Origin of the sequence: Nocardioides sp. Root682 (genome assembly GCF_001427795.1) — a bacterium.
Lineage (GTDB): Bacteria > Actinomycetota > Actinomycetes > Propionibacteriales > Nocardioidaceae > Nocardioides.
The window spans coordinates 90585-114682 of record NZ_LMHJ01000005.1 but is presented as its reverse complement, the minus strand read 5'-3'; the positions used below and the strand labels follow the sequence as shown (position 1 = coordinate 114682).

General features: G+C 68.7%; 24 protein-coding genes. 5 read left to right on the top strand and 19 right to left on the bottom strand.

Annotated elements, in window-relative coordinates; translation table 11 throughout:
• The first annotated feature begins 48 nt into the window (after positions 1 to 48).
• The 3 genes from ASD84_RS23305 (at position 49) to ASD84_RS23295 (ending at position 2784) form a co-directional block, all read left to right on the top strand.
• Complete coding sequence (locus ASD84_RS23305; protein ID WP_056716470.1) at positions 49 to 516, top strand: tautomerase family protein; 468 nt, start codon at positions 49 to 51, stop codon at positions 514 to 516.
• A gap of 132 nt (positions 517 to 648) precedes the next feature.
• Positions 649 to 1866, top strand: a complete 1218-nt coding sequence (locus tag ASD84_RS23300) for an acetyl-CoA C-acetyltransferase (protein ID WP_056716466.1) — start codon at positions 649 to 651, stop codon at positions 1864 to 1866.
• 120 nt (positions 1867 to 1986) lie between these two features.
• Positions 1987 to 2784 (top strand): enoyl-CoA hydratase/isomerase family protein, encoded by a 798-nt coding sequence (locus ASD84_RS23295; RefSeq protein ID WP_056716463.1) that lies wholly within the window; start codon positions 1987 to 1989, stop codon positions 2782 to 2784.
• A gap of 9 nt (positions 2785 to 2793) precedes the next feature.
• Here the strand turns inward: ASD84_RS23295 and ASD84_RS23290 are convergent, their stop codons facing one another.
• The 11 genes from ASD84_RS23290 to ASD84_RS23240 all read right to left on the bottom strand — a co-directional run bounded on the left by ASD84_RS23290 (position 2794) and on the right by ASD84_RS23240 (position 13010).
• A complete protein-coding gene (locus tag ASD84_RS23290) occupies positions 2794 to 3264 on the bottom strand; it encodes a hypothetical protein (RefSeq protein ID WP_056716460.1) in 471 nt (156 codons plus the stop codon).
• Positions 3261 to 3803, bottom strand: coding sequence for a hypothetical protein (locus ASD84_RS23285; RefSeq protein WP_056716458.1), 543 nt, complete (start codon positions 3801 to 3803; stop codon positions 3261 to 3263). Before ASD84_RS23285 ends, ASD84_RS23290 begins: the two co-directional genes overlap by 4 nt.
• Positions 3764 to 5089: an MCE family protein gene (locus ASD84_RS23280; RefSeq protein WP_056716455.1), complete on the bottom strand. Its 1326-nt coding sequence runs from the start codon at positions 5087 to 5089 to the stop codon at positions 3764 to 3766. The genes ASD84_RS23285 and ASD84_RS23280 overlap by 40 nt, the downstream gene beginning before the upstream one ends.
• Positions 5089 to 6300 (bottom strand): MCE family protein, encoded by a 1212-nt coding sequence (locus ASD84_RS23275; RefSeq protein WP_056716451.1) that lies wholly within the window; start codon positions 6298 to 6300, stop codon positions 5089 to 5091. Before ASD84_RS23275 ends, ASD84_RS23280 begins: the two co-directional genes overlap by 1 nt.
• On the bottom strand, positions 6297 to 7367 hold the full coding sequence (locus ASD84_RS23270; protein ID WP_162251589.1) for an MCE family protein: 1071 nt from the start codon (positions 7365 to 7367) through the stop codon (positions 6297 to 6299). Before ASD84_RS23270 ends, ASD84_RS23275 begins: the two co-directional genes overlap by 4 nt.
• 8 nt (positions 7368 to 7375) lie before the next feature.
• On the bottom strand, positions 7376 to 8365 hold the full coding sequence (locus ASD84_RS23265; protein ID WP_056716442.1) for an MCE family protein: 990 nt from the start codon (positions 8363 to 8365) through the stop codon (positions 7376 to 7378).
• The gene (locus tag ASD84_RS23260) at positions 8362 to 9390 is read right to left on the bottom strand and encodes an MCE family protein (RefSeq protein WP_162251588.1); all 1029 of its coding nucleotides are present in this window, start codon (positions 9388 to 9390) and stop codon (positions 8362 to 8364) included. Before ASD84_RS23260 ends, ASD84_RS23265 begins: the two co-directional genes overlap by 4 nt.
• Positions 9391 to 9392: 2 nt before the next feature.
• Positions 9393 to 10577 carry an MCE family protein gene (locus ASD84_RS23255; protein WP_056716436.1) on the bottom strand — a complete coding sequence of 395 codons (1185 nt, stop codon included), beginning with the start codon at positions 10575 to 10577 and terminating at the stop codon, positions 9393 to 9395.
• Positions 10578 to 10581: 4 nt separating this feature from the next.
• The gene (locus ASD84_RS23250; protein WP_056716433.1) at positions 10582 to 11385 is read right to left on the bottom strand and encodes an MlaE family ABC transporter permease; all 804 of its coding nucleotides are present in this window, start codon (positions 11383 to 11385) and stop codon (positions 10582 to 10584) included.
• A 1-nt stretch (position 11386) separates the two neighbouring features.
• Positions 11387 to 12145, bottom strand: coding sequence for an MlaE family ABC transporter permease (locus ASD84_RS23245; protein WP_414858612.1), 759 nt, complete (start codon positions 12143 to 12145; stop codon positions 11387 to 11389).
• 334 nt (positions 12146 to 12479) lie between these two features.
• Positions 12480 to 13010, bottom strand: a complete 531-nt coding sequence (locus tag ASD84_RS23240) for a TetR/AcrR family transcriptional regulator (protein ID WP_156392263.1) — start codon at positions 13008 to 13010, stop codon at positions 12480 to 12482.
• A 123-nt stretch (positions 13011 to 13133) separates the two neighbouring features.
• Between ASD84_RS23240 and ASD84_RS23235 the strand changes: the two genes are divergently transcribed.
• Positions 13134 to 13961, top strand: a complete 828-nt coding sequence (locus ASD84_RS23235) for an oxidoreductase (protein WP_056716427.1) — start codon at positions 13134 to 13136, stop codon at positions 13959 to 13961.
• A gap of 20 nt (positions 13962 to 13981) precedes the next feature.
• Here ASD84_RS23235 and ASD84_RS23230 read toward each other — a convergent pair whose 3' ends face one another.
• The 5 genes from ASD84_RS23230 to ASD84_RS23210 all read right to left on the bottom strand — a co-directional run bounded on the left by ASD84_RS23230 (position 13982) and on the right by ASD84_RS23210 (position 20634).
• Entirely contained in the window at positions 13982 to 14770 is a 789-nt protein-coding gene (locus tag ASD84_RS23230) for an enoyl-CoA hydratase/isomerase family protein (protein WP_056716422.1), read from the bottom strand.
• Between the two features lie 114 nt (positions 14771 to 14884).
• Positions 14885 to 15649 carry a methyltransferase family protein gene (locus tag ASD84_RS23225; RefSeq protein WP_200954701.1) on the bottom strand — a complete coding sequence of 255 codons (765 nt, stop codon included), beginning with the start codon at positions 15647 to 15649 and terminating at the stop codon, positions 14885 to 14887.
• Positions 15633 to 17639, bottom strand: coding sequence for a fatty acid desaturase (locus ASD84_RS23220; protein WP_056716420.1), 2007 nt, complete (start codon positions 17637 to 17639; stop codon positions 15633 to 15635). The genes ASD84_RS23225 and ASD84_RS23220 overlap by 17 nt, the downstream gene beginning before the upstream one ends.
• Positions 17640 to 17732: 93 nt before the next feature.
• Positions 17733 to 19007, bottom strand: a complete 1275-nt coding sequence (locus ASD84_RS23215) for a PucR family transcriptional regulator (protein ID WP_056716417.1) — start codon at positions 19005 to 19007, stop codon at positions 17733 to 17735.
• 82 nt (positions 19008 to 19089) lie between these two features.
• The gene (locus tag ASD84_RS23210; RefSeq protein ID WP_056716416.1) at positions 19090 to 20634 is read right to left on the bottom strand and encodes an MFS transporter; all 1545 of its coding nucleotides are present in this window, start codon (positions 20632 to 20634) and stop codon (positions 19090 to 19092) included.
• 85 nt (positions 20635 to 20719) lie between these two features.
• Here ASD84_RS23210 and ASD84_RS23205 point away from each other — a divergent pair, with 85 nt between their 5' ends.
• Complete coding sequence (locus ASD84_RS23205) at positions 20720 to 21376, top strand: TetR/AcrR family transcriptional regulator (RefSeq protein WP_056716413.1); 657 nt, start codon at positions 20720 to 20722, stop codon at positions 21374 to 21376.
• On the opposite strand, the gene ASD84_RS23200 is transcribed toward ASD84_RS23205, so the two are convergent.
• The 3 genes from ASD84_RS23200 to ASD84_RS23190 are packed head-to-tail and all read right to left on the bottom strand — an operon-like array spanning position 21362 to position 24046.
• Positions 21362 to 22261: an alpha/beta fold hydrolase gene (locus tag ASD84_RS23200; RefSeq protein WP_056716411.1), complete on the bottom strand. Its 900-nt coding sequence runs from the start codon at positions 22259 to 22261 to the stop codon at positions 21362 to 21364. The genes ASD84_RS23205 and ASD84_RS23200 overlap by 15 nt on opposite strands.
• Positions 22258 to 23160, bottom strand: a complete 903-nt coding sequence (locus ASD84_RS23195) for a M24 family metallopeptidase (RefSeq protein ID WP_056716409.1) — start codon at positions 23158 to 23160, stop codon at positions 22258 to 22260. Before ASD84_RS23195 ends, ASD84_RS23200 begins: the two co-directional genes overlap by 4 nt.
• 37 nt (positions 23161 to 23197) lie before the next feature.
• Positions 23198 to 24046 carry an SDR family NAD(P)-dependent oxidoreductase gene (locus ASD84_RS23190; protein ID WP_056716406.1) on the bottom strand — a complete coding sequence of 283 codons (849 nt, stop codon included), beginning with the start codon at positions 24044 to 24046 and terminating at the stop codon, positions 23198 to 23200.
• Positions 24047 to 24098: the final 52 nt, after the last annotated feature.

Here is a 24098-nt window from a genome sequence, read left to right as displayed (position 1 = left end):
CCACCAGACCGCGTGACGGGCTGGACCACTCACAAGGAGGAATTTGCAATGCCGTACTGGGAGATCTTCACCCCGAAGGGCGCCTTCACGCCCGAGGACAAGCAGCAGCTGTCCAAGGACCTGACCAAGGTCTACGTCGACTTCGTCAACCTGCCGGAGTTCTACGTCGTCATCCGTTTCCACGAGATGGCCGAGAACGAGATGTACGTCGGTGGCGTTCCGCAGACGAACTTCGTCCGGTTCGTCGTGGACCACATCGCCCGCCAGATGGACGACCCGGAGTTCCGCAAGCTCGCCATGTCCGTCTTCGAGGCGACCATCGCCCCCTACGTGCGTGATCGCGGCTACAACTGGGAGATCCACATCGACGAGACGCCGATCGACCTCTGGCGCGTCCAGGGCCTCATCGGTCCTCCCGAGGAGTCCGAGATGGAGAAGCTCTGGGCGAAGGAGAACCGTCCGATCCCCTACGACGAGACCACCATGCTCCCCCTCGAGCCGGTCCCTGCCTCCTGACCGAGGCTCCCGTGACCGAGGCCCTGGGGCGCGGCACGCACTCCGTGCCCCGGGGCCTCATCCACCCGTTCCATCCCCACCGGTCCACCGACCGACAACGACGCAGCACCCACACGACAAGAGAGTGATCCCATGCCCGAAGCAGTCATCGTCGCCCACACCCGCTCCCCCATCGGACGCGCCTTCAAGGGCTCCCTGAAGGACATCCGCGCCGACGACCTCCTCGCGCAGGTCGTCGAGTCCCTCCTCAACGACCTTCCCGGGCTCGACCGCGACGAGCTCGGTGACCTCCTCCTCGGCTGCGGCCTGCCCGGCGGTGAGCAGGGCTGGAACATGGCTCGTCGCGTCGCGGTGCAGCTCGGCATGGACCGGCTTCCGGGCACGACGATCACCCGCTACTGCTCCTCCTCCCTCCAGACGACCCGCATGGCCTTCCACGCGATCAAGGCCGGGGAGGGCACGGCCTACATCTCGGCCGGCGTCGAGTCCGTGTCGAGCTTCGCCCGCGGAAGCTCCGATCACTTCCCCGGCACCGAGAACCCGTTCTTCGCCGACGCGATGGAGCGGACTGCAGGCCGCAAGGTGAGCAACGCACCGTGGACCGACCCTCGCACGGACGGTCTCGTTCCCGACGTCTACCTCGACATGGGCGAGACCGCAGAGAACGTCGCTTCGGTCACCGGCATCTCCCGGCAGCGCCAGGACGAGTGGGCGTTGCGCTCCCAGCAGCGCGCCGAGGCAGCCATCAAGCGCGGGCACTTCGCGTCCGAGATCACCAGCATCACCCTCGCCGATGGCACGGTCGTGTCCGACGACGACTGCCCGCGGTTCGGCACGACGTACGACGCGCTGGCGGGACTCAAGCCCGTGTTCCGTGAAGGTGGATCGGTCACCGCAGGCAACGCGTGCCCGCTGAACGACGGCGCCGCCGCACTCGTGGTGATGTCGGACGCATGTGCTCGCGAGCTCGGCCTCACCCCGCTCGCCCGGATCATCTCCACCGGAGTCACCGGCCTCTCCCCCGAGATCATGGGCCTCGGTCCGATCGAGGCGACGAAGCAGGCGCTCGCCCACGCGGGCATGAGCGTCGGTGACATCGACCTGGCCGAGATCAACGAGGCCTTCGCGGTACAGGTGCTCGGGTCTGCTGACGAGCTCAAGCTCGACGAGGACACGCTGAACATCAACGGTGGCGCCATCGCCCTGGGCCACCCCTTCGGCATGAGCGGCGCTCGCATCACCGGGACCCTGATCAACAACCTGCGTTCCCAGGACAAGACCATCGGCCTGGAGACCATGTGCGTGGGCGGCGGCCAGGGCATGGCCATGCTCATCGAACGCCTCGCCTAGGACCTGTCCTCATCGGTCATGTTCCCGCTCTCCGGAGCGGGGGCATGGCCGACCTTTTTCTGCGCCGCGAGCGAATGTTCCCGCGAGGCCGGCCGGACCACCACGACAAGGAGAAGCAACATGCCCGAGCACATTCATGACCGGATCACCTACGACCTCGTGGACCGGGTCGCCCGGATCGAGCTGGTGCACACTCGAGCACACAACAGCCTGGACCGGCAGATGGGTCGGGCGCTGCGCACCGCAGCCGACATGGCTGCCGCGGACGCAGCCCGCGGCGACGCTCGCGTCGTCGTCGTGAGCGCCCAGGGCCGGGTGTTCAGCGTCGGCGGCGACCTGGCGGAGTTCGGTAGCGCGGCAGACCGCGGCGCTGCCGTGAAGGCGACCGCCGACGACCTGCATGCCGGGCTGGCCGCCCTCCGGGCGCTGGACGTGCCCGTGGTGTCGGTCATCAACGGCACCGCAGCCGGGGGCGGGCTCGGGCTCGCGCTGAGCGGCGACATCGTGATCGCCGCAGCGGAGGCGAAGCTGGTCCTGGCCTACACCGCGTCCGGCCTGACACCCGACTGCGGACTGACCTGGGTGATCCCGAACCGCATCTCCTGGGTCCGCGCGATGGACCTCGTGCTCACCAACCGCGTCGTGACCGGTGCGGAAGCCGCTGACTGGGGACTGGTCAGCCGAGCCGTCCCCAGCGAACAGCTCGCAACGGTCGTCGAGTCCGTGGTGGCCACGCTGCTCGACGGCGCATCCGACGCCCTTGCCCACGCGAAGCGGCTGATGGCTGAGTCCGCCGGCCGCACGCTGACTGCCCAGCTCGACCAGGAGTCGTCGACGATCGCACGCCTCATCGCGGAGACCGACGGCATCGAGGGCGTGGACGCGTTCCTCGCGAAGCGCACGCCGTCGTACCGCTGACCAAGGCCGTCAGACCGGCTCCAACCCGGAGATCTTCCAGACCTCGTCGACGCGCTCCATGGCCACCTCGACCCTGCTTCCCGAGACCGAGGACCGGTCACCCGTTGCCGTCGTCGTCTGCGTGAGGAAGACGAGCACGACCACCTCGTCGGTGCCGCCGGACACGACGCCCGCGGCACTGACGGAGGCCTTGGTGGTGATGCCGCGGCTCTTGGCCGTCGGCTCGACGACGTCGGCGAGGATCTTGCGATAGTCGTCAGCGAAGTCTCCCGTGGTCTGGTCCAGGGCCCGATCGAGGTCCCGCTCCAACGTGCCCGCGTCGTAGCTCAGCAGGTCCGGGACCCGCGTCCTGGCAGCCGACAGGGCGTCCACCCGTGCCGCCGCCCTCTCGGCGGATCGATGCGCCTGCCATCCGGCGGCGAGCACCGCAGTGAGCCCAACCAGCACCGCGACGACGGCGAGCAGACGGAACGGCTTCATGCCACGAACTCCAGTCCTGAGACGAGCCACTGGTCGCCCTGCTGCTGCAGGTCGACGCGCAGGCGGTAGTTGCGGGGCTCCGCCGCCGCGGTCTTCGTGTTCGACACGGTCCCGGTCGCCGCGACGATCACCGTCGCCCGGCCGTCGTCGAGCTTCACGACGCCGGCGGACACGACGTCCCCGGTTGCCATGACCTTGTTCTTCTTCAACGCGGTGCGCAGGCGGTCGGCCTGGGCCTCGAGCTCGGTCCGGAAGCCCGCTGTGGCGCCGTCCAGGAGGCTCGTCAGGGCCTCGTCAGACGTGTCGTTGCTGACGGCGATCAGGCCGTTCACCTCGGTGGTGGCGGCAGCAGCAGCGTCCTTCGTGTCCGTGAGGTGCTGACGGTCCTCCTGCCAGGCAAGTGCCCGTTCGCCGGCGAGCGCCAGCAGTGCTCCCACCGTCACCGCGGCGAGAACGGGCTTCCACGAGACCCGTGCGCGGATCTCGTCGAGCCGTTCCTTCAGCCCACCGACAGCGGTGCCAGGACCAGGATCTTCCACAGCTCTTCTCCCTTGCCTTCGGTGACGTCGAGGTCGTGTGCATCGTCTTGTCGACCGATCGCGAGGTCGTAGGCCACCGTGCCGCTGGTGTCGGGCCAGACACCCCGGCGGAAGTGCAGGCCGCACGACGCCGGCAGCGGCCCGCGGCGCGTCGAGCTCGGACACGGCAGGTTGCGCGCACCGCGTACGGCGATCGGGTCGTCAGCCGGGATCTCGCAGTGCGCCAGTGGATCTGCGTCCCGGCGGCTGGTGTCGCTCGGCGCACGACGAGCACGAACTGGCGTGTAGCCCGCCTTGCAGCTGGGCGGGTCGTTCAGCGCAGCGCGCAGGTCGAACTCGGCATCGCCCAGGCCGGCACGGGGGTTGATCGCTCCCTGCAGCCGGGCGATGGTCGCCGGATAGACGACGAGGGTCTGCTTGATCCCCGGCAGGTACGTGTTGAGGACGTCGGCGTTGGTCGTCGCGTTGGTGAGGAGCATCGGCAACGTCGGCTGCAGCTCGGTGACGATGTCCGTCGATGCGTCCAGTCCGCCCGGGCCGTCCCGGAGCAGGGCGCTCAGGTCCGCACTGCCGTCGGCCGCCATCGCGGCTGTCAGTGCATTCAGGGCGGAAGCGTGGGTGCGCGTGCTCGTTGCGAGATCGACCTGGGTGGCGAGTACGGGACGAAGGGCGGTGAGCAGGGAGGTCGTGGTCTCGATGTTCGCCTGTGCCTCGGTCAGCAGCTGTCCGGACGAGTCGATGATCCCCGCCAGGTCCGCGGATCGCCCGCCGAGTCCGTCGCCGACCTGGTCGAGCACCCGGCGGGTCTCCTGCTTCGGCACGGACGCCAGCAAGCGGTTGACCGCCTCGAGCACGGGCGTGATCTGAGGCATCTCGACCGCGCGCTCTCTCGGGATCCTGGCTCCGTCCGACAGGAACGGCGCCCGCCCCTCGGCGGCGGCGGGCGGCACCAGGTCGACGTACTGCTCGCCGATCGCCGAGGTGCTGTGCAGCTCGGCCGCCGAGCCCTGGGGAATGTCGGCATCGTTGTCGATGCGCAGCGTCGCCACCGCGCCGTCGTCGGTCACCTCGAGATCGACGACCGTGCCGACCTTGACTCCGCGGTAGGTCACCAGGGCCTTGGGGTAGAGGCCGCTCGCGTCGGCGTAGTCGACCGTCACGTCGTACACACCGATGCCGACCATCGACGGAACCTTGGCGTAGGCAACGAAGGCGAGGCCGAGCGCCAGCGCCGAGAGTGCAGCAAAGATCCGCAGCTGCCACGTGATCAGGCGGGTGAGCAGCATCAGCAGAGTCCCAACAGCGAGAGGAGGCAGCCGTGGGCGGTGCTGCCGCCTTCGTCCTGCCCCAGCGGAAGATCCAGCGGAAGGTCCAGCAGGTTGCCCAGCTGCTCGCCGAGGCGGTCGCCCGGATCGGGACGGGCACCGTCACCCGCGCTGTCCGGAAGGGCCAGCGGGTCCTCGAGCGGGTTTCCGGCCTGGAGCTCGGGAGGGACGCCTCGCAGCCAGGCCTCGTCGAGGGTCGATGTCCGCAGGTCGAGGGTGGTGAAGAGGTTGAAGTAGTCGCCCTTGATGGCGTTGTGGGTGGTCATGGCCGGCCACGGGATCGTCAGGCCCAGCTTCAACGCCTCAGGCAGCGCCTCACTGACCTTGCCGAGGTTGGTGAGGATCGGGCCCAGGGCGTCGAGGTTGGCCATCAGCGCAGGCTCGCTCACCCGAATCACTCGCGCCGCGCGATTGCTGACCCGGGCGGTGTCCGTCACTGCCTTCACCAGGTGCTCGCGCTCCTCCTCGAGGAGCCGGAGGCCGGGACTGATCCGCTTGACGGCGTGCACGAGCTCCGCCTGGTCGCTGCGCAGGCCGGCACCGAGCGCGTCGAGGGATTCGAGGGCCGAGACGATCTCGTTGCGGTTGGAGTCGAGTACGGCGAGCAGCTGGTTCGTATGACGGATCAGGCTCCTGGTGTCGGGAACCCGGCCGGCGAGCGCGGTCGACAGCTCCCCGGTGATGGTGCTGATCTGGGAGAGCCCGCCGTTGTTGAGCAACAGGGCCACGGCACCGAGGACCTGCTCCGTCGCGGGGTACGCGCCCGTCTGCTCGACACCGATCACGTCACCCTCGCGAAGCACGGCGGGCCGGGCCGCGGTCTCCGCGGCGGCTGTCGACACCTCGACGTACTGCGCGCCCAGCAGGGTCTTCTGGCCGATCGAGAACATCGCGTCCGCGGGCAGTGGAGCATCGTCGAGCAGGTGGAGCTCGACGACCGCCTCCCAGCCGTCGACCTCGATCTTGCCGACGGTGCCGATCACCACGTTGTCCTTCTGGACCGTCGAGTTGGGGACGAGGTTCTCGATCTGGTCGAAGTGGACGCTGACGGTGTAGCCGTCGTCACCGACCGCTGTCTGTCCGGGCAGCGTGTTGTCGTTCGGCTGGATCGCACATCCCGAGGTGAGGAGGGTGGCGATGACCGCGACGCCCCAGAGAGCTCTGGCCCTCATGACGGACCGCCCGGTGAACGCTCGAGCAGGTCGAACAACGGGTCGAGCGTGTTCTGGCACTGCTGGGTGGTCCCGCCGATGCCGAGCAACGCGCCGCACAGCAGGTGGCCGATGCTGTCGAACCCGGCGGCGCTCGTACGCGTCATGACCCCGTTGTCCTCGATCGCGTTGTGGAGACCGATGAGGGCGTGCGGGCCGACGTGGAAGATCCCCGCGAGCTCGTTCGACCTGTCGGCCACGGCGGCCATCAGGAGGTTGAGGTCGCGGACCGTGCTGGTGAGTCCCGTGTGATGGCGTCGCGCGTACTTCCTGGTCGTCGCCAGTACGTCGGCGAGGTCTCGCAGGGCACCGCGCAGCGTGCTGCGGTTGTCGGCGAGCACCGTGCCCACCGCAGCCAGCTCGTCCGTGAAGCCTCGAACTGCCGCATCGTTGAGAGCCAGGTTGCGGGTGAAGCGGTCGAGGTTCCGGACCGTGCTGAACAGGTCGGACCGACCGTCCGAGAGGGCTGCCGCGGCATCGTGCAGCTCGATGACCGCCTTGCGGAGCAGTCCTGAGTTCCCGCCCCTCAGGCTCTTCTCGAGCGCGACGATGGTCGTGGCGAGGGCACCGCCCTGCTCGCCCTTCTGCGGTCCGAGAGTCGTCGCCAGATCGGTGAGCTGCGCCTTCACGTCGTCGAAGGTGACGGGCACGGCCGTGCGCTCGATGCCGATCGCGTCGCCGTCCTCGAGCCGGTCGCCGGATGTCCAGACGGGCGCGAGCTGGACGAATCGTCCGCTGACCAGGCTGGGCGCGACGATCGCGGCCCGAGCACCTTCCGGGATCGGCTGGTCTCCGTCGACCTCCAGGGTCACGACGACGTCGTCGCCCTCGTTCTCGATGGCAGCGATCTTGCCGACGCTGACGCCCAGCACCTTCACGTCGTCGTTGACGTTCAGTCCCTCGGCACTGGTGAAGTGCGCGCGGATCGTCGTGTGGCTGTCGTCGTTCCACCAGCTCCACGCACCGACGACGAGCGCAAGGGCGACCAGCGTGGTCAGCATGCGCGGACCGGGTCTGTACGAGCTCACCCGGCGCCTCATCGTCGTGCCCCCGACAGGACGGGAAGGAGCGTGCCCGGTGAGGTGAGGTTCTGGATGTAGATGTCGAACCAGGGTCCGCTCGCGAGGGACTCACCAACGCCCGTGGTGTAGCCACGGAGGCCGGTGATCGTCGCCTGCAGGTTGTCCTTGTTCTTGTTGAGTACGTCGACCACCTTGTCGAGCTCCCTGAGCGCGGGACCCAGCACGTCGTCGGTGTCGCGGATGGTCAGTCGCAGCTGCGCGGACAGCCGTCGTGCGCTGCGCAGCAGGCTTACGACGACGCGCTGCCGGGAGTCCACCTCGGTGAGGAGCGACTGGCCCGCGCCCAGCAACGAGGCGAACTGTCCGTCGCGACTGGCGAGGACTCCGGTCACCCGATCTGCCCGGTCGACCAGCGACGTCAACGCGTCGTCGTTCGCGGCGACTGCCGACGACAGGTTCATGATCCCCTCGAGGGCCGGACCGATGTCCGATGTCGCACCTTGCAGCATCGAGGAGGTCTCCCCCAGCGCATCTGCGAGCTCCTGCTTGTCGATGGCAGCGGTGGTCTCGGTGAGCTGGTTCAACGTGCTCGTCAGGTTGTACGGCGACGAGGTGCGCTCGACCGGAATGGTGCCGCCCGGGCTGAGATCCCCCCGCCCCTGTGGGTCGAGCGCGACAGCTGCCCTGCCCAGCAGCGTCATCGTGACGATCCGGGCCTCTGTTCGATCACCGATCTCGACGTCGCCGTCGGTGATCACGATGTCCGCGACGACGTGCTCGCCGTCGAGCCGGACTGCTCGGACCCTGCCGACCTGGGCGCCGGAGACCAGTACTGCGTCGCCGTTCCTCAGGCCGCCCGCCTCGGCGAACGCGACGTGGAGGACGTCGTTGTTGCCGATCAGCGGCAGCTTGTTGAGGTTGAGCCCGGCGAGCACGACCATGACGAGCGCGAGCGTGCCCACGACTCCCCGGATGGCCAGCCGGTCGCGGCCGTCGTTCCTCATTCCTGGCACCTCGTCACCTCGGACCGGACCCACGGTGTGGTCCCCAGGTCGGTCTGCAGGCGGACGCCGCACAGGAACGTGTTGAAGAAGTTGCCGTAGGACGCCGTGGCCTGCAGCGTGCGGTAGTGGACTGGCAACACGGCCAGGACCTCCTGGAGTGTGGCGGACTGGCGGTTGATCCCCCGGGCCGCGACTGCGAGCGCCTTCAGGTCCTGCCGGAGGTCACCTCTCGCGCCGGCGAGCAGGTGCGTCGTCTCCTGGGCGAAGGTGTCGATCTGGGCCGCGGCGTCGAGCACCTGGGTGTCCTGCTCGTCCAGACCGACCGTCAGCGCCTCGAGACCGTCGACGAGTTCACCCAGGGAGCCGGAGTTCTCGTCAACTGCCCCCACGACGCTGTTGAGGTTGCGGATCACGCGGCCGATCAGTTCTTCACGGCTCCCGATCGTCGTCGTGGCCGCCGCGACATGATCGACGAGGGCAGCGACGGCTGACTGCTGACCCTGCAGCACCTGCACCACCTGGCCGGACAGCTTGTTGATCTCGGAGGGGCTCAGACCGGCGAAGAGGGGCCGGAAGCCATTGAGCAGGGTGTCGAGGTCCAGTGCCGACGCAGTCCGCGACACCGGGATCACCTCGTCCTCGGCGAGCGCAACGGCCTCGGCGCCACTGTCGATGACCTGGGTGAGCTGGACCACTCGGTCGCCCGTCAGGTTGCGGTACTGGATCGCAGCGTGGGTGGCCGTCGTCAGGTCGTGATCGCTGTCGACGTCGAAGCCCACCCGCACGGTGTTGTCGTCCTGGACGTCGATGCTCTTCACCTTGCCGACGTCGACGCCCGCGATCCTCACCTCGTCGCCCGTTGCCAGGCCTGAGACGTCGCGGAACACGGCGACGTACGAGTCCCGGTCCCCCGGGCGGTACTCCCCCGTGACCGCCGAGATCCACACCGCGACCACGGCCGCCAGACACAGGAACGCACTGAACTTGATCAGGTCCGAGCGCTGGCGCTTGCGTTCGATGCTCACCTTCACGGCAGGTTCACTCCCCCGGCGAGCAACCCCAGCAAGGTGTCGAGCGTCGCCTGGCTGGGCGTGGGCTGCGGGCCGACGTACGGATTGGCCCCGGTGCGCAGCGTGGGCGGCGGCTGGGCGGCCTCGGCGGCACTCACCTGCGGAAGGCCGAAGCAGACGGGTCCACGGTCCTCTCCGATGAGGGGCAGGTTCTCGCCGTACCGGTACGGCGAGCGGCCCGGCATCACCCGGGTCTGGGTCGTCAGGCCGTTGCGGGTGCCGCCCACGGCGTCCTCCAGCGGCTTGTTGACCGCGGCGAGGCCGAGCACGACACAGGGCAGCTCGGGTGAGTACCGCTCCAGGGTGCGCGTCACCGGCTCGAGGAGGGTGAGGGAGGTGACGATGCCCTTCTCCGAGCTGCGGAGCAGGAGATCGGCCTCGTCGCTGAAGCTGGTGAGGCTCCGCTCGAACGCGCCGAGCGAAGCGCGTTGCCGCACCAGCGCATCGGAGATCTCACCGGTCTGGGTCAGGGTGGCGATCAGGTCGGGCCGCGCTGCGTCGTACACGTCGAGGACGTCGTCCGCGGCGCGAAGGTCGGAGCTCAGCGTGGGCAGGGCAGCGTTGAACGACACCAGGTACGCATCGGTCCGGGTGATCAGGTCACCGATCAGTGCACCCCGCTCGTCGAGGGCACCGGCGCCCGCTGTCAGCGCTGCGTTGACCTCTGCCGGCCGGGCCACGTCGAGCACCTTGGTGAGGTTCTCGAAGGCCTCGTTGACCTCGACGGTCACCTTGTCGGCCGGGATCACCGCACCCGCCCGGATCCGGTCGCCCGTCCCGTCATCAGCCGCGGTGAGCTGGACGTACTTCGCGCCGAAGGCCGTCGGCGGCACGATCTGCGCCGTCACGTCGGCCGGCACTCGTTCGACGACGTCGCTGTCGATCCTGAGCTGGATCGTGACGGTCTCGCCGGTGCCGTCCACGTCCCCGACGGTCCCGATCTCGACGCCGTGAAGCTTGATGGGTGCCCCCTTGGCCAAGGTGAGGCCGGCCCGGTCCGAGACGACCGTGACCACGACGGTGTCGTCGAAGGCGCCGCGGTACTTGGCGATGGTGCCGGCGATGACCAGTCCGATCAGGGCGATGAACAGGAAGCCGTACACGACCTGGCGGTCGATCCGGTGGGAGTGTGTTGTGGTCATCTCGTCACCCCGCGATGTGGACCGAAGGTCCACCCCAGACAGCGATCGCGAAGATCAGGTCGATGAACATGATCGCGATCAGCGCCGAACGAACGGCCTTGCCGACGGCTTCGCCCACGCCAGCGGGGCCGCCGGAGGCGCGGAAGCCGTGGTAGCAGCAGATCGAGACGATGACGAGCGCCATCAGGATCACCTTCACCATCGCGAGGAACAGGTCGCCCGGAATGAGGAACGTGCTGAAGTAGTGCTGGTAGGTGCCCGGGGCCTGGTCGTACCCGACCGTGACCACGAGGTACGTCGCGAGCCAGCACATCATCAGCGCGATCGCGAACAGCGGTACGACGGCGATCAGTCCCGCGATGATCCGGGTCGTGACGAGGTAGGGCACCGGCGGGACCGCCATCACCTCGAGCGCGTCGATCTCCTCCGAGACCCGCATCGCACCGATCTGCGCGGTGAATCCCGCGCCCACCGTGGCGGTCAGGGCGATGCCGGCGATGATCGGCGCGACCTCGCGGGTGTTGAAGTACGCCGAGAAGAATCCCGACAGCGTGGACACGCCGATGTTGTCGAAGGACGTGTAGGCCTGCAGCCCGACCTCGATCCCCGAAGCAGTGGTCAGGAAGCCGATCACCATGACGGTGCCGCCGATCAGCGCAAGCGCACCGGAGCCGAGCGACACCTCGGCGAGCTGTCGGAGGATCTCCTTCGGATAGTGCCTGAGGGCACGCGGTCCGTGGGCGTACGCGTTGCCGTGGAAGCTGAGCTGATCGCCCAGGTCGCGCAGCGTCTTCGCGGGGGACGCCATGTCAGGCACCCGACTTGATCTGGAAGAACAAGGCCGTGATGACGCTGTTGGCGGCGAAGAGCAACATGAACGCGAACACCACCGTCTGGTTCACGGCCTCGCCCACGCCCTTGGGCCCACCCTTGGCGTTGAGCCCCAGATAGCACGCGGTCAGACCAGCAAGCAGACCGAAGACAGCCGCCTTGATCTCGGAGGCGAGGAAGTCGGGGAGACCGATGAGGAGCGTGAGGTCGGCGAGGTACAGCCCGGGGGTGGCGCCCTGGAGGACGACGGAGAAGAAGTACCCACCGAGCAGGCCGACCACGGTCACCATGCCGTTGAGGGCCACGGCGACGACCGTGGATGCCACGACCCTCGGCACCACGAGTCGTTCGATCGGATCGATGCCGAGCGTGACCAGGGCGTCGATCTCTTCGCGGATCTTGCGCGAGCCCAGGTCGGCACAGATCGCCGTCGCGCCCGCACCGGCCACGACCAGGACGCTGACGATCGGGCCGATCTCACGGACCACGGCCACCCCCGCCCCGGCGCCGGCGAGGTCGACCGCACCGATCTGGATCAGGATCTGGTTGATCTGGAAGACGATGACGACGCAGAACGGGACGGCAACGAGGAGCGCGGGCGCGAAGGAGACAGTGGTGATGAACCACGCCTGCGAGACGAACTCCCGGAAGCGGAACCGTCGCGTGAACATCTGGACGAAGACGGTGCCGACGAAGCCGTAGAAGTCGCCGAAGGTCGAGAAGGTCTTGAACGGCATCGATGACCGCACGGCTTCGCGAGCGACCCGCCGAGCGTCGGGGCTCATGCCATCGGGCCCCCGACGATGCGGTCCCTGGTTCTTCGGATCATTGACGGCCGCCCACACCTCCGGAGACAGTCCGCCAGCAGCTCGTGACATGGTCGTCCCGGCCTTTCGGTCAGCGGTGAGTCTCTGTGGTGACTTCATCGGCTCTTTCCCGTTCGCGCCGCCCTCGCCCTCGGCCGTTCCACAGTAGGAACGGTGTGACCGGCGTCTCTAGAACGATCGCGCCTTGCCGTGGGACCGCCGCGCCAGTGGCGTGCCGGACCGTCCGGCACGCTCCCGGGCCACGTCAGCGATCGGCGAGATTGCGCTCCAGGATGCGCCGGAGATGCTCGCGGGACACAGGTCCGAGGACGCCCTGACTGGCAAGCACCGCGAGTCCGTGGATCCCCGCCAGGACGCTGATCTCCTGAGGCGTGGCCTCGTGCAGTGGCTCTTCGACCGCGCCGTCCAGCAGGAGCACGAACGCCGCAAGGCAGTCGCCGTGGACCATGTCGCTCCTGAACATCAGCTCGAAGATCCCGGGGCGCTCCCGGGCGAAAGCGACGTACTCCATCGCGCGGCTGACGACCAGGTCGTTCCGGGTGGCCTCGAGCTGCGGCACCACGGCCACCAGGAGCTGCCGCAGCGCTCTGTGCCCGCTGGCGGCCACCTCGGCCAGCAACGCATCGCGGCCCGGGAAGTGCCGGAAGGGAGCCGCGGGCGACACGCCCACCCTTCGGGCGACCTCTCGGGCGGTGAAGCCCGCGAGCCCGACCTCCTCGAGGAGCTGGGTGGCGTGCGCGACCAGGAGTTCCCTCGTGGGCTCGTGCTTCGGCATCTCGCTCACGCTAGGAAGTCGCGGCGGGGCGCCGTAGAACAATCGCGCCTGTCCATGGGACACCTGTGCCTCGAACCGCCGTACCGCTGGTCGAGGATCGACGCGGCCCGCAGGATTGTTGCCATGCCACACACCCCTCGCTCGGACCGTCCCGTCGCCCTGGTCACCGGGGCTTCCTCCGGGATCGGCCGCGCGACCGCGCGAGCGCTGGCCGACGCGGGGTTCGCCGTGGCCGGTACGAGCAGGAATGCCGAGAACGCCGTACCGACCGACGGGGTGACCTTCTTCGACCTCGACGTCACCCGGGACGATTCGGTCGACGCCGTGGTCTCCGAGGTGCTCCAGCGGTTCGGGCGAATCGATGTGCTCGTCAACAACGCTGGCGCAGGCACGGCTGGGGCTGCCGAGGAGAACTCGATCAGCCAGACCAGGGCGGCGTTCGAGACGAACGTCTTCGGCACCATCCGGATGACGACAGCGGTTCTGCCGCACATGCGGGCGCAGGGCGCCGGCCGCATCATCAACGTGTCCTCCGTGCTGGGCTTCATCCCGGCGCCGTTCATGGCCGTCTACGCCGCGACGAAGCACGCGGTGGAGGGCTACTCCGAATCCGTTGACCACGAGGTCCGCGAGCACGGTGTACGGGTGCTGCTGGTCGAACCGGGCTACACCAGCACCGGGTTCGAGGACAACACGGTGTGGTCCGACTCCCCCCTCCCCGCATACGCCGACCAGCGCGCCGTCATCCGCGACGTCATCAGCACGGCCATGCGGAAGGCGGACGACCCCGCTGTGGTGGCGAAGGTGATCGTCACCGCTGCCACTGCCGCAAGGCCCCGGGTGCGCTACCCGGCGGGCTCCATGGCATCGCGGGTGAGCGTCCTGCGGCGCCTGGTGCCGTGGCGTGCGTTCGACAGGCAGATCCGCAAGCTCAACCGGCTGGCCGACTGACGTCAGCGGCCGGAGCGTCCTCAGCGGCCCTGGAACTCCAGCTCGGGACGCGGACGACCTGCGGCCATCGCCTCCACGGCCAGACACATGGCCATCTGTGCGTCGTCGCTCTCGAAGAGTGGCATCGAGATGTCGAACATGGCCTGGTCCGCGGCCGCGACACCGCCGACGGACCACGTGCGCAGGAGCGCCTTGTGTGCGGCGTGGGCCCTGGTCGGACCGTGCGCGAACTTTTCGGCCAGCTCCAGCGCCTCCTTCATCAGGAGGTCGTCGGCGACCACGCGGTTGACCACGCCGGCGTCTGCCATCGCCTGGGCAGGGACCCGTTCCGAGGTCAGCGCCCACTCGATCGCACGGCCCCGGCCGGCTCGCTCGGCGACGCGATGGATGCCGCCCATGATGGTCGTGATCGCGATGCCCTGCTCCGGGTGGCCGAAGTGCGCGGACTCCCCGGCAAGGATGATGTCCGCCCGCAGCGCCAGCTCGAACCCGCCTCCCAGGCACATGCCCTGGACGGCCGCGATCACCGGCATCGGCAGCTGCTCCAGGCGGTTGAAGACGTCGAGGTACCGGGTGAACGCCGCGCGGAGCTCGTGGTTGGCCAGGTCCGGCCAGGTCCTGATGTCGCCTCCGAAGCAGAAGTCGGGACCCTCGGCGCGCAGGACCACTGCCCTGGCGCCAGCGCGCTCGATCGCGTCGAGCGACTCGGCCAGCTCGGTCACCATCTGGTCACCGATGCGGTTCTGGGGCGGGTGCTCGATGGTGAGCACGGCAACGTTGCCGTCGAGGTGGTGGGTCAGATGGGACATCGTCTGCTGCTCCTGGTTCGGGACACGTCGGGTCAGGCACCGCGACAGTGAAAGAACCGTATGAGGGTCATCTCCTCCAGATCTAGAACCAGACTGCCAAGTAGTGGAAACGGGTCAGAGGACGAACGGGATGACCCGTCGGGTGCGGGACTCGTAGGCCGCCCACTCGGGGTACCTGCTCATGCTCGCTTCCTTGGCCAGCATGTTCGCCGTGAAGAGCCCGAACCACACCCACGCCAGAACGACGAACGGCAGCCAGTGCCAGACCAGCAGGGCGAAGCCGAGGTAGATCATCATCTCGCCGGTGTAGTTCGGATGCCGTACGAAGCGGAACATGCCGTCGGTGATCAGTCCGCGCTGCACCCGCAGCGTGAAGTACTTCTGCGCGTCGGCCGCGATCATCACCACGGAGCCGAGCACGACCAGCGTGATGCACACGGCGAACCACGGCCTGTCCGCGATCGGGTAGTCGCCTCCACGACCGGAGACCAGCAACCACCCGAACAGCCAGTACCAGCCCAGGACGAGCAGGATCGAGTTGACGGCTCCCGGCACGGTGAGCCGGTGTTGCCAACCATGGTCCGGGAACGTCTTGTCCTTGAGGTACCAGACCAGTCCGTACGAGCCGTGCAGGGCCAGGTAGATCCAGGCTGCATCGCTCGTGGCCGCAGGCGTGCGGTCGTCGTACCACCACATGAGTGCGCCCAGGTAGGGGAACATCAGGCACTTCTGGAAGTTGATCACCGTCGCGAAGGCGACGATGCGCGGTCCCCCGGCCATGTCGAGGACGAGGCGCTGCTGCACTCCGCGGACGAGGCATGCGTAGCGCGGCACCGGTCGGGCCACCCCGGCGCTGGGCAGGTCAGGCGTCGTAGTCAACGTGCACCTCTTCGCTGGTCGGGTGCGACTGGCAGGTGAGGACGTGGCCGGCCTCCACCTCGGTCGGCGACAGTGCGAAGTTCTGTTCCATCGCCACGGATCCGAGCAGGACCTTCGCCTTGCAGGTGCCGCACGCTCCACCGAGGCAGGCGTACGGCGCCTCGAGGCCGGCCTTCAACGCGGACTCCAGGACCGTGTCGCCGGCTGCCAGGGGGACTTCGCGTTGCTGGCCGCGCAGGGTGACCGTGACCGTCGCCGGTGTGAAGTCGTCGGCGACCCTGGGCTTCTGGTAGCCGTGGAACAGCTCCACGTGGACGCGTTCGGGTCGGGTGTCGCGCTCCAGGAGCAGGTCACGGAGGTCGGTCACCATCTCGACCGGTCCGCACAGGAACCACTCGTCGACGGGGACGGCGACCTCGAAGGCGAGCAGCTGCTCGAGCCTCGCCCGATCGACGCGGCCGCGGAGGTGCTCGGGGTGGTGCGGGTCGCGGGAGCGGACGTGGATGACCTGGAGCCGGTCGGCGTACCGCGCCTCGAGGACCTCGAGCTCCTCGCGGAACATGGTGCTGTCCGCGTCCCGGTTGCCGTAGACGAGGGTGAACCGGCTCTCGGTCTCCACGGCGAGCGTGGTCTGGAGGATCGAGAGCGCCGGAGTGATGCCGCTGCCGGCGACGAGCGCGACGTAGTTCTTGGTGGCGAGCGGGTCGAGTGCGGTGCCGAACGACCCGGTCGGCGTCATCAGCTCCAGGCTGTCGCCGGCGCGGAGCTGCTCCAGTGCGAAGGTCGAGAACGCACCGCCGGGGATGTGCTTGACGGCGATCGCGAGGGTGTCGGAGGTGGCCGAGGAGCAGATGGAGTAGTTGCGGCGGACGCCCTCGCCGCCGAGGTCGGTCCGGACGGTGACGTGCTGGCCCGGCTCGAAGGAGAACTCGTCGCGCAGGTCAACGGGCACGTCGAAGCGGATCAGCACGCTGTCGTCGGTCAGCCGGTCGACGCTGGCCACAGGCACGGAGTGGAAGACCGCGGCGCGGGCGGAGGACCGCTTCGGCATCCGGACCGGGAGCAGCCGGGCCAGTTTGCCGTTGAGCTGCTTCCAGTCGCGGTACTCGTCGGCATCGAGCTGCTGGCCGAAGACGGTGCCGATCGCGGCATCCCGCTCGAGGTAGGCCTCCTCGTTGCGGCGCCACGTGGCGACGTACCGGTGGAACGGGATCGAGGGGTGCAGGTGGTGGACCAGGTGATAGTTCTGCGAGAGGAGCAGCGGCGTGAGGATCCACTCGGAGCCGACGCGGTTGCGGGTGGCGCGGTAGCGGTTCTCCTGCTGGGTGTCCTCGAGGTCGTGGTGCGGCAACCAGTCGAACCACCAGGCCAGCACGAACATGCCGATCCGCTCGGGGATCAGGTACAGCACCGCGAAGGTCCACAGGTGGCCGGTGAGTGCGCAGGCGACGATCACCGCGACGGTGGCCGTCATCAGGAACACGGTCTCCAGGACCTCGGCGCGGGGACGGCGCCGTACGTTGCGCACCAGGAAGCCCAGGTACGGGATGTCCATCAACGGGAACCGCAGGGGAAGCTGCCACATCGGGGCACCGCTGACGAAGTGGTCGGGGTCGTTGTCGTCGTCGTTGGTGTTGCGGTGGTGCTCGATGTGGATGAACGCGAACGACTTGAACGAGATCAGCGGCGAGACGAAGAGCATCGCGACCCGACCGAAGGCCACGTTCACCCAGCGGTGCGTGCTCACCGAGTAGTGCGCCGCGTCGTGCAGCACCGTGAAGAGCACGAAGATCGCGGCCGCACTGAGCAGCACGGTGACCGGGACCGGAAGGACGTCGGTCAACGCGGCCCACGTCGAGAAGGCGAAGGTCGCGATGGCACCGAAGAAGATGCCGACCACGGGCCACGAGATCGTCGGGACCCGCTCCCCCGGGTCGGGAAGCGCATGACGAGACGCTGCGGGCGCGGGCTGCTCGATCGTTGCTGACATGCCCGCAACCTACGAAGAGCGCCCCACCCGCAACCAGTGCCGCGCAGCCCACGAGGATGTGCGCTCAGCACATGCCGGCCGGAGGTGGATGGGTCAGGCTCGACCGGGCTCGGGGTCGAGCACCACCCCCCCGAGCACGTCGACCATGCGCAGCGCGGCATGCAGCTCGACCACACGCTCGGAGGACGGGCGGCCGCGACGGTCCTCGGCCCGACGCACCCGCTGCAGCACGGTGTTGCGGTGCACGCCCAGTTCCTCGGCCGCGGCCGCCAACCCACCCTGTGCGTCGAGCACCGCCAGCAGCGCGCGCCGCTCCTCGTCCTCCCGGCGACCGGCGACCGCCAGGGCGCCGAGCTCGGACGCGACGAAGGCACGGGCCAGGTCCAGGTCGCCGCTCATCGTGTCCACGAGGGCGACATCGGCGTACGACGTCACGGGACCTCCGCGGCCCGAGAGCTCGACGATCCGGACGCCGCGCTGGGCCTGGGCGTGGGAGTCTCGAAAGCCCTCAGGGCCCTGCGCCGGCGTACCGATGGAGACCCGGACCGTCCCGGGCACCTGGTCGGCCAACGGGGCGAGGTTCTCCGAACCCACACCGGGCGCACGTGTCGTGGACACCCAGCCCCACAGCGCCCGGACTCCGTCCGGCACGAGCAGCGGATGAGCCGAACCCAGGTGGGCACCGACCGCTGTACCCACGCGCGCCAGGTCGGAGTCGTCACGATCGGTCCAGCAGACGAAGGCGGTCTGCCATCCGGTGAGGCGGTGCGACAGGGCGCGTTCGGCACGCCCCAGGTCGAGCTTGTCGCCCGCGATCAGGGCGCGGACCGCATCGGTCCGGGCCGCGCGGGCCCGGTTCTGCATGCGGTCCAGCTCGGCGACGTACTCCGCGGCGACCTCGCTGCCGATGCGGTCGGTGTAGGCGAAGGCGTAACGCTGCAGGTCGGCGACCACCGCGAGGGCGAGGGCCGGATCGGCCACCAGGTCGGAGATCCCGGCGAGGATGCGCTCACTGAAGTAGCTGTGACCGACGCGGTAGAAGCGCAGCATGATGTCGACGCTGTAGCCCCGTGCCGCCATCGCGCGCGCGTGCTCGAGCGCCGTGACCGGAGCCGTTGCTGCGCTCACGTCGATGCCGTGGCGGACCATCGACAGCGCTGCCTCGAGGTTCGAGGAGCACGACCCCAGCGTCAGGCCACGGAGGTCGTCATCCGCGCTGGCCTCGGGGATCCGCTCGAGGATGTACTCGAGCATGTCGTCGGCGTACGCCGTCACGTTCCCCAGCAGCTGGGTGGCGGTACGGCGGAGCTCGGCCACCACCGACTCGGGCAGGTCCGCCGTACCGCCCGCCCTCACACCCGTGACCATGGCGCGAGACTACCGACGGTCGGGTTCACCCGCGTCTCCTTCGGCCTGACCGTGCCCACCGCCCGACTCTGCCTTCGCCGGGTCAGCGGATGGCCTGCAGGACCCGCGCCTCGTCCGGGAGCTCGTCCTGCTCCTCGGCCTCCCGTGGTTCGAAGCCCCGACCGGGCAGTGCCACGAGTGCCGCGACGGCGCCGACCAGGCAAAGGATCCCCACCGTGATGCAGCCGAGCGCCAGCCCGTCGAGGAACGCGGCGTCGACAGCGCTCGCCAGGCCGGGCACCCGAGCCGCCACGGCGTCGGCGTAGCCGACCGAGTCGAGAGCCCTCTCGGTGTTCACGGCGTCCAGCCGGCCCTCGATGGCCGGTCGGAGCCCGTCCGCGTAGGCGGACGCGAAGAGCGAACCGACGACAGCGACCCCGAGCGTGCCGCCGAGCTCGCGCGTGGCGTCGTTGACGGCTGACCCGACGCCGGCCCTCGACGGGGGCAGGACCTGCATGATCGACTCGGTCGCCGCGGTGCTGACCAGACCTGTTCCCAGCCCGAGCATCACCATCTGGGGAGCAACCACGGTGGCGTAGTCGACGCCGGAGGTCAGCGCGGAGATCCAGAGGAACGCCGCACCCAGGAGCACCAGGCCCGCGGAGACGACCAGCTTGGTCCCGATCCGAGGTGCGAGCTGGCTGCCCACGATCGAGGCAACCGCAATGGCAACGGCGACCGGCAGGAACCGCACGCCGGTCTCGAGAGCTGAGTAGTCACGCACGAACTGGAAGAACTGGGCGATCAGGAAGATGAACCCGAACAGCGCGAAGAAGGCGATGGTGACCGCGCCACAGGCCGCACTGAACCGGCGATCCAGGAACAAGGTCACGTCGATCATCGGGTTGGCCACCGATCGTTCGACCAGCACGAACATCGCCGTGAGCACGGCGGCCACGACGAATCCGATCAAGGTCGCAGCGCTGCCCCAGCCGTGCTCGGGAGCCTCGATGATCGTCCAGGTCAGGCTCCCGACGGCCGCGACCGAGATCAGGAAGCCGGGTCGGTCGATCCGGGGCACCTCCGGGTCACGCGATTCGGGAACGAAGGCGAAGGCGAGGGCCGCAGCGGCGAGGCTGAGCGGCACCAGCGCGAGAAAGACGCTGTGCCAGCTGAAGTGGGCCAACAGGAATCCCCCACTCACCGGGCCGAGCGCGACGCCAGCGCCGACGGCTGCTCCCCACAGGCCGAGCGCGCTGGCGCGTTCGCGGCGCTCGGTGAAGGTGTTCGCGATGATCGACAACGTCGTCGGGAAGATCAGTGCGGCGAACATGCCCATGACGAACCGGATCACGATCAGCGACGTGCTGCTGTCAGCGAGCACCGCCGAACCGCTGCTGGCCGCGAACCCTACGAGGCCGACGATCAGGGCCGGACGACGCCCGAACCTGTCCGAGAGGCTGCCCATGGCCAGCACCAGTGCGGCGAACGCCAGGTTGTAGCCGTCGACGATCCAGAGCAGGTCCTTCGTCGTGGCGTCGAGATCGGTCGCCAGCGTGGGCAGTGCGATGTTCACGATCATCGCGCTCAGGTTGATGGTGAGCGTCGCGAGGCACACGGAGAGAAGGATCAGGGACTTGCGCGGCACGGGCAGCTCCTTAAGTTGCTGTTGTCAACATTGAGCCTGACCGCGGCATGTTGACACTGTCAAGATCAAGGCCCACGATTGCCCTGTGACGCTGCCCACCTCCTCGTACCACCACGGCGACCTGCGGGAAGCACTGATCGAAGCCGCGGTCGCCTCGGCACGCGAGAAGGGTCCCGAAGGACTGGTCCTGCGCGACCTCGCGCGACAGGTCCACGTCTCGCACAACGCTGCCTACCGGCACTTCGCCGACCGGGAGGAGCTCGTCGCCGAGGTCGCCGGACGAGTCATGGGCACCGTGGTCGCCACCATGCAGGCCCGCCTGGCGAGGGTGCGCACGCGCGACCCGGTCCTTCGTGCGCGGCGGCGCCTGGCCGCCACCGGTCGCGGCTACGTCGACTTCGCCGTCACCGAGCCAGGCCTGTTCCGCCTGGCTTGTTCGGCCCTGTCGGCGGTCTCCTCCGCCATCGTCGTCCCTGAACGCGACCCCTTCGTGTTGCTCGGTGGCGTGCTCGACGAGCTCGTCAGCGTCGGCTTCCTGGCACCAGACGCCCGGATCGACGCGGAGATCACGTGCTGGTCTGCCATGCACGGGTTCGCCGTCCTGAACGTCGACGGCCCCATGCAGGGCTCCACGGAGAAGGTGCGCGCCGCCGCCCTCCAGCGGGTACTGGTTGCCATCGACCGGTCCTACGCGGCAACCACCGGAACAGCCGTCGGCCCGCGGGACCTATTCCCGGCCTGATCGTGGCGTCAAGTGGTGGGCACGCAGGTGGCCCAGGACGAGGGGCTCGACCAGGTCCGGGCGCTCGAGGAACGACCAGTGCCCAGCGCCTGGAATGACGTGGATCTGTGCAGACGGGAAGGGCTCCCGTTGCCTCTGGGCCTGGATGGCTGGCAGGTAGACGTCCTTGGGGCCCCAGACCACCAGGCAGGGCAGGTCGCGGTCGCGCAGGGGTTCGACGAGCGCCTCCATCATCGTGGGGGTGGTGGAACGATAGAGCCGCAACACCGCGCGACGGGTCCCCCAGGGCCGGAGGTGGTTGGCGATCCGAGCGACCCAGTCGCCGTGCAGGCCGGGGTTGTCGTGGGCCAGCAGCGCCGTGAGGAGTCGGCGCGACGCGAACCGTTGGACGATCTCTCCCACCATCGGGATCCGCCAGATCCGGGCGACCCGGTGCCACGTGTAGTCCAGCATGACGCCGGTGTTGATCAAGGTGACGCTGGCAACGAGGTCGGGGTGCGCCGCGGCCCAGGTGAGTGACCAGGGGCCGCCGAAGTCATGGGCGACGATGTGGACGCGGGTCAGGCCGAGGGCGTCGATGAGTCCGCCCAGGTGCTTGCCGTAGCCGGGGAGTGTGTAGTCCTGGTCCGCGCGCTTCTCGGCTCCACCGAAGCCAGGCATGTCAGGGGCGATGACCTGCGCAAACCTCGCGGCTGGTCGCATCAGGTCGAGCCAGTCGGAGCCGGCGCCAGGGTTGCCGTGCACGAACACAACGGCCTCGGTTGAATCGCGGGGCCCGCCGCGGAGCACCGGGATGCGGACGTCTCCGACGACGACCTGTTCGGTCCGAAAGTCAGACGTGCCGGGTTCGCTGCGGTCCAGGGACGCAACGAGATGCGCGGTCACGCCGGGTCCGTGGCGTCGAGGTGGCTGGCCCAGTAGCGAACGTGGGGCAGGTCGTCGTCGAGCCAGTAGGCGTCGTCTTCCGTGACGACCATCATCTCCTCGAACTTGACGCCGATGTCGCCCTTGCCGATGTGCGGCTCGATGGCCCACAGGCCCGGCTCGCAGGGGGCGTCGGAGCTCTCGTTCCAGATCGGGGTGGCGTTCCTCGCGGGTCGCAGGAGTGACTCGAAGACGTGGCCGGACAGGTAGGCGATCGCCTGGGGGCTGAAGTTCTGCACCCGGAACGTGGGCAGGCCCACCCCGGGAACCCTGCCGATCTTGTGCGCGACGACCGAGCCCGGGTAGTAGCTGTGGATGTTCTCGTAGCCCTGATCGGCGATCAGCTCGTCGAGGGCCTTGTAGATCGTGCCCTGGGACTCGCCGCGCTTCACCATCTCCAGGATCAGCCGCCGGTAGGGCTCCAGCGCCATCCGGGCGGTGTGGAACTCCTCGTTCTCGTCACCCGGCAGGGTGCAGGAGTAGCCCATGTCCGAGGCAGCTCGTCCGAGGACCGGGCCGATGTCGAGGATGACCGCGTCGCCCTTCTTGAGCTGACGATCAGTGGGGAGGAACTGCTTGCCGAAGTGCGCCATCTTCGGGCTGAGCAGCTGCTTGAGGGCGTTGCCCGAGGGCTTCTCGAAGTTGCGGAACCGGGTGCGGTCGCCGAACCAGGCGAAGCCGTAGTGGAAGAACCGGCTCACACCTCGCTCGCGGAGCCAGTCCTCGAGCATGGTCGCGGCTTCCTTCTCGGTGATGCCGACATACAGCTGTGCCTCGACCGCCGCAGTGGCGTCGTAGGCGAGCCGCTGCACTGCCTTGAACTCGGCGACCTGCGCCTCGGTGAACTCTTCGCGTGACACGGTGGATCCCTTCGATCGATGAGGTGTGGTGGTGGTGCTACTTGCCGACAGACGCCATCCGGCCCTGAGCCCACCGCGCCAGCGGCGGGGCGACCCGGGAGACGCCGTACATCAGGTGGGCTTCGAGGGCGATGGGCGCGACCGCCTTGTCCTGGTGGACGGCCTTGAGGATGTTGTGCGCGACCCGTTCGGGCGTGTACCCGCGCTTCTCGTAGATCGCGGTGACCTTCGCCCGGCGCTGGTCGGTGTCACCGGCTCCGCGCAGCTGGGTGTTGCGGGTGATCGGAGTGTTGATCACCCCCGGACACACCGCGGTCACACCGATGTGGTGGGGCCGCAGCTCGGTCCGGAGCGCCTCCGAGAGGCCGACTACGGCGAACTTGGTTGCGCTGTAGGCGCCCAGGTCCGGATTCGCGAGCAGCCCGGCGACGCTGGCGACGTTGGCGACGTGTCCGCCCCTCCCCTGCTCGATCATGGTCGGCAGGAACGCCTGACATCCGTTCACCACACCCCGGACGTTGATCGACCAGAGCCAGTCCCAGTCCTTCGCGGTGGTGTCCAGGAAGCCGCCCATGACGGCGACACCAGCGTTGTTCACCACGAGGTCGACAGAGCCGAACTGCCCATGGGCTGCTTCGGCAAAGTCGGCCATCTGGGCCTCGTCGGAGACATCGACCCGACGGGTGAGGACTGTGCCACCCAAGCGCTGAGCCCTCTCAGCCGTGGCCGCCAGGCCGTCCTCGTTGATGTCGCAGAGCGCCACGTTGGCCCCGCGGGTTGCGCACAGCAGGGCCAGCGCCTGGCCGATGCCACTACCGGCACCGGTGATGGCGACGGTGCCGCTGGCAAGCCGTGCAGCGTCGACGCGCGGGTTTGAAGGATTCATGTGGACGAGTGTGCGTTTCACCGGCTGCTAGAACTTGACATGAAGCGACATC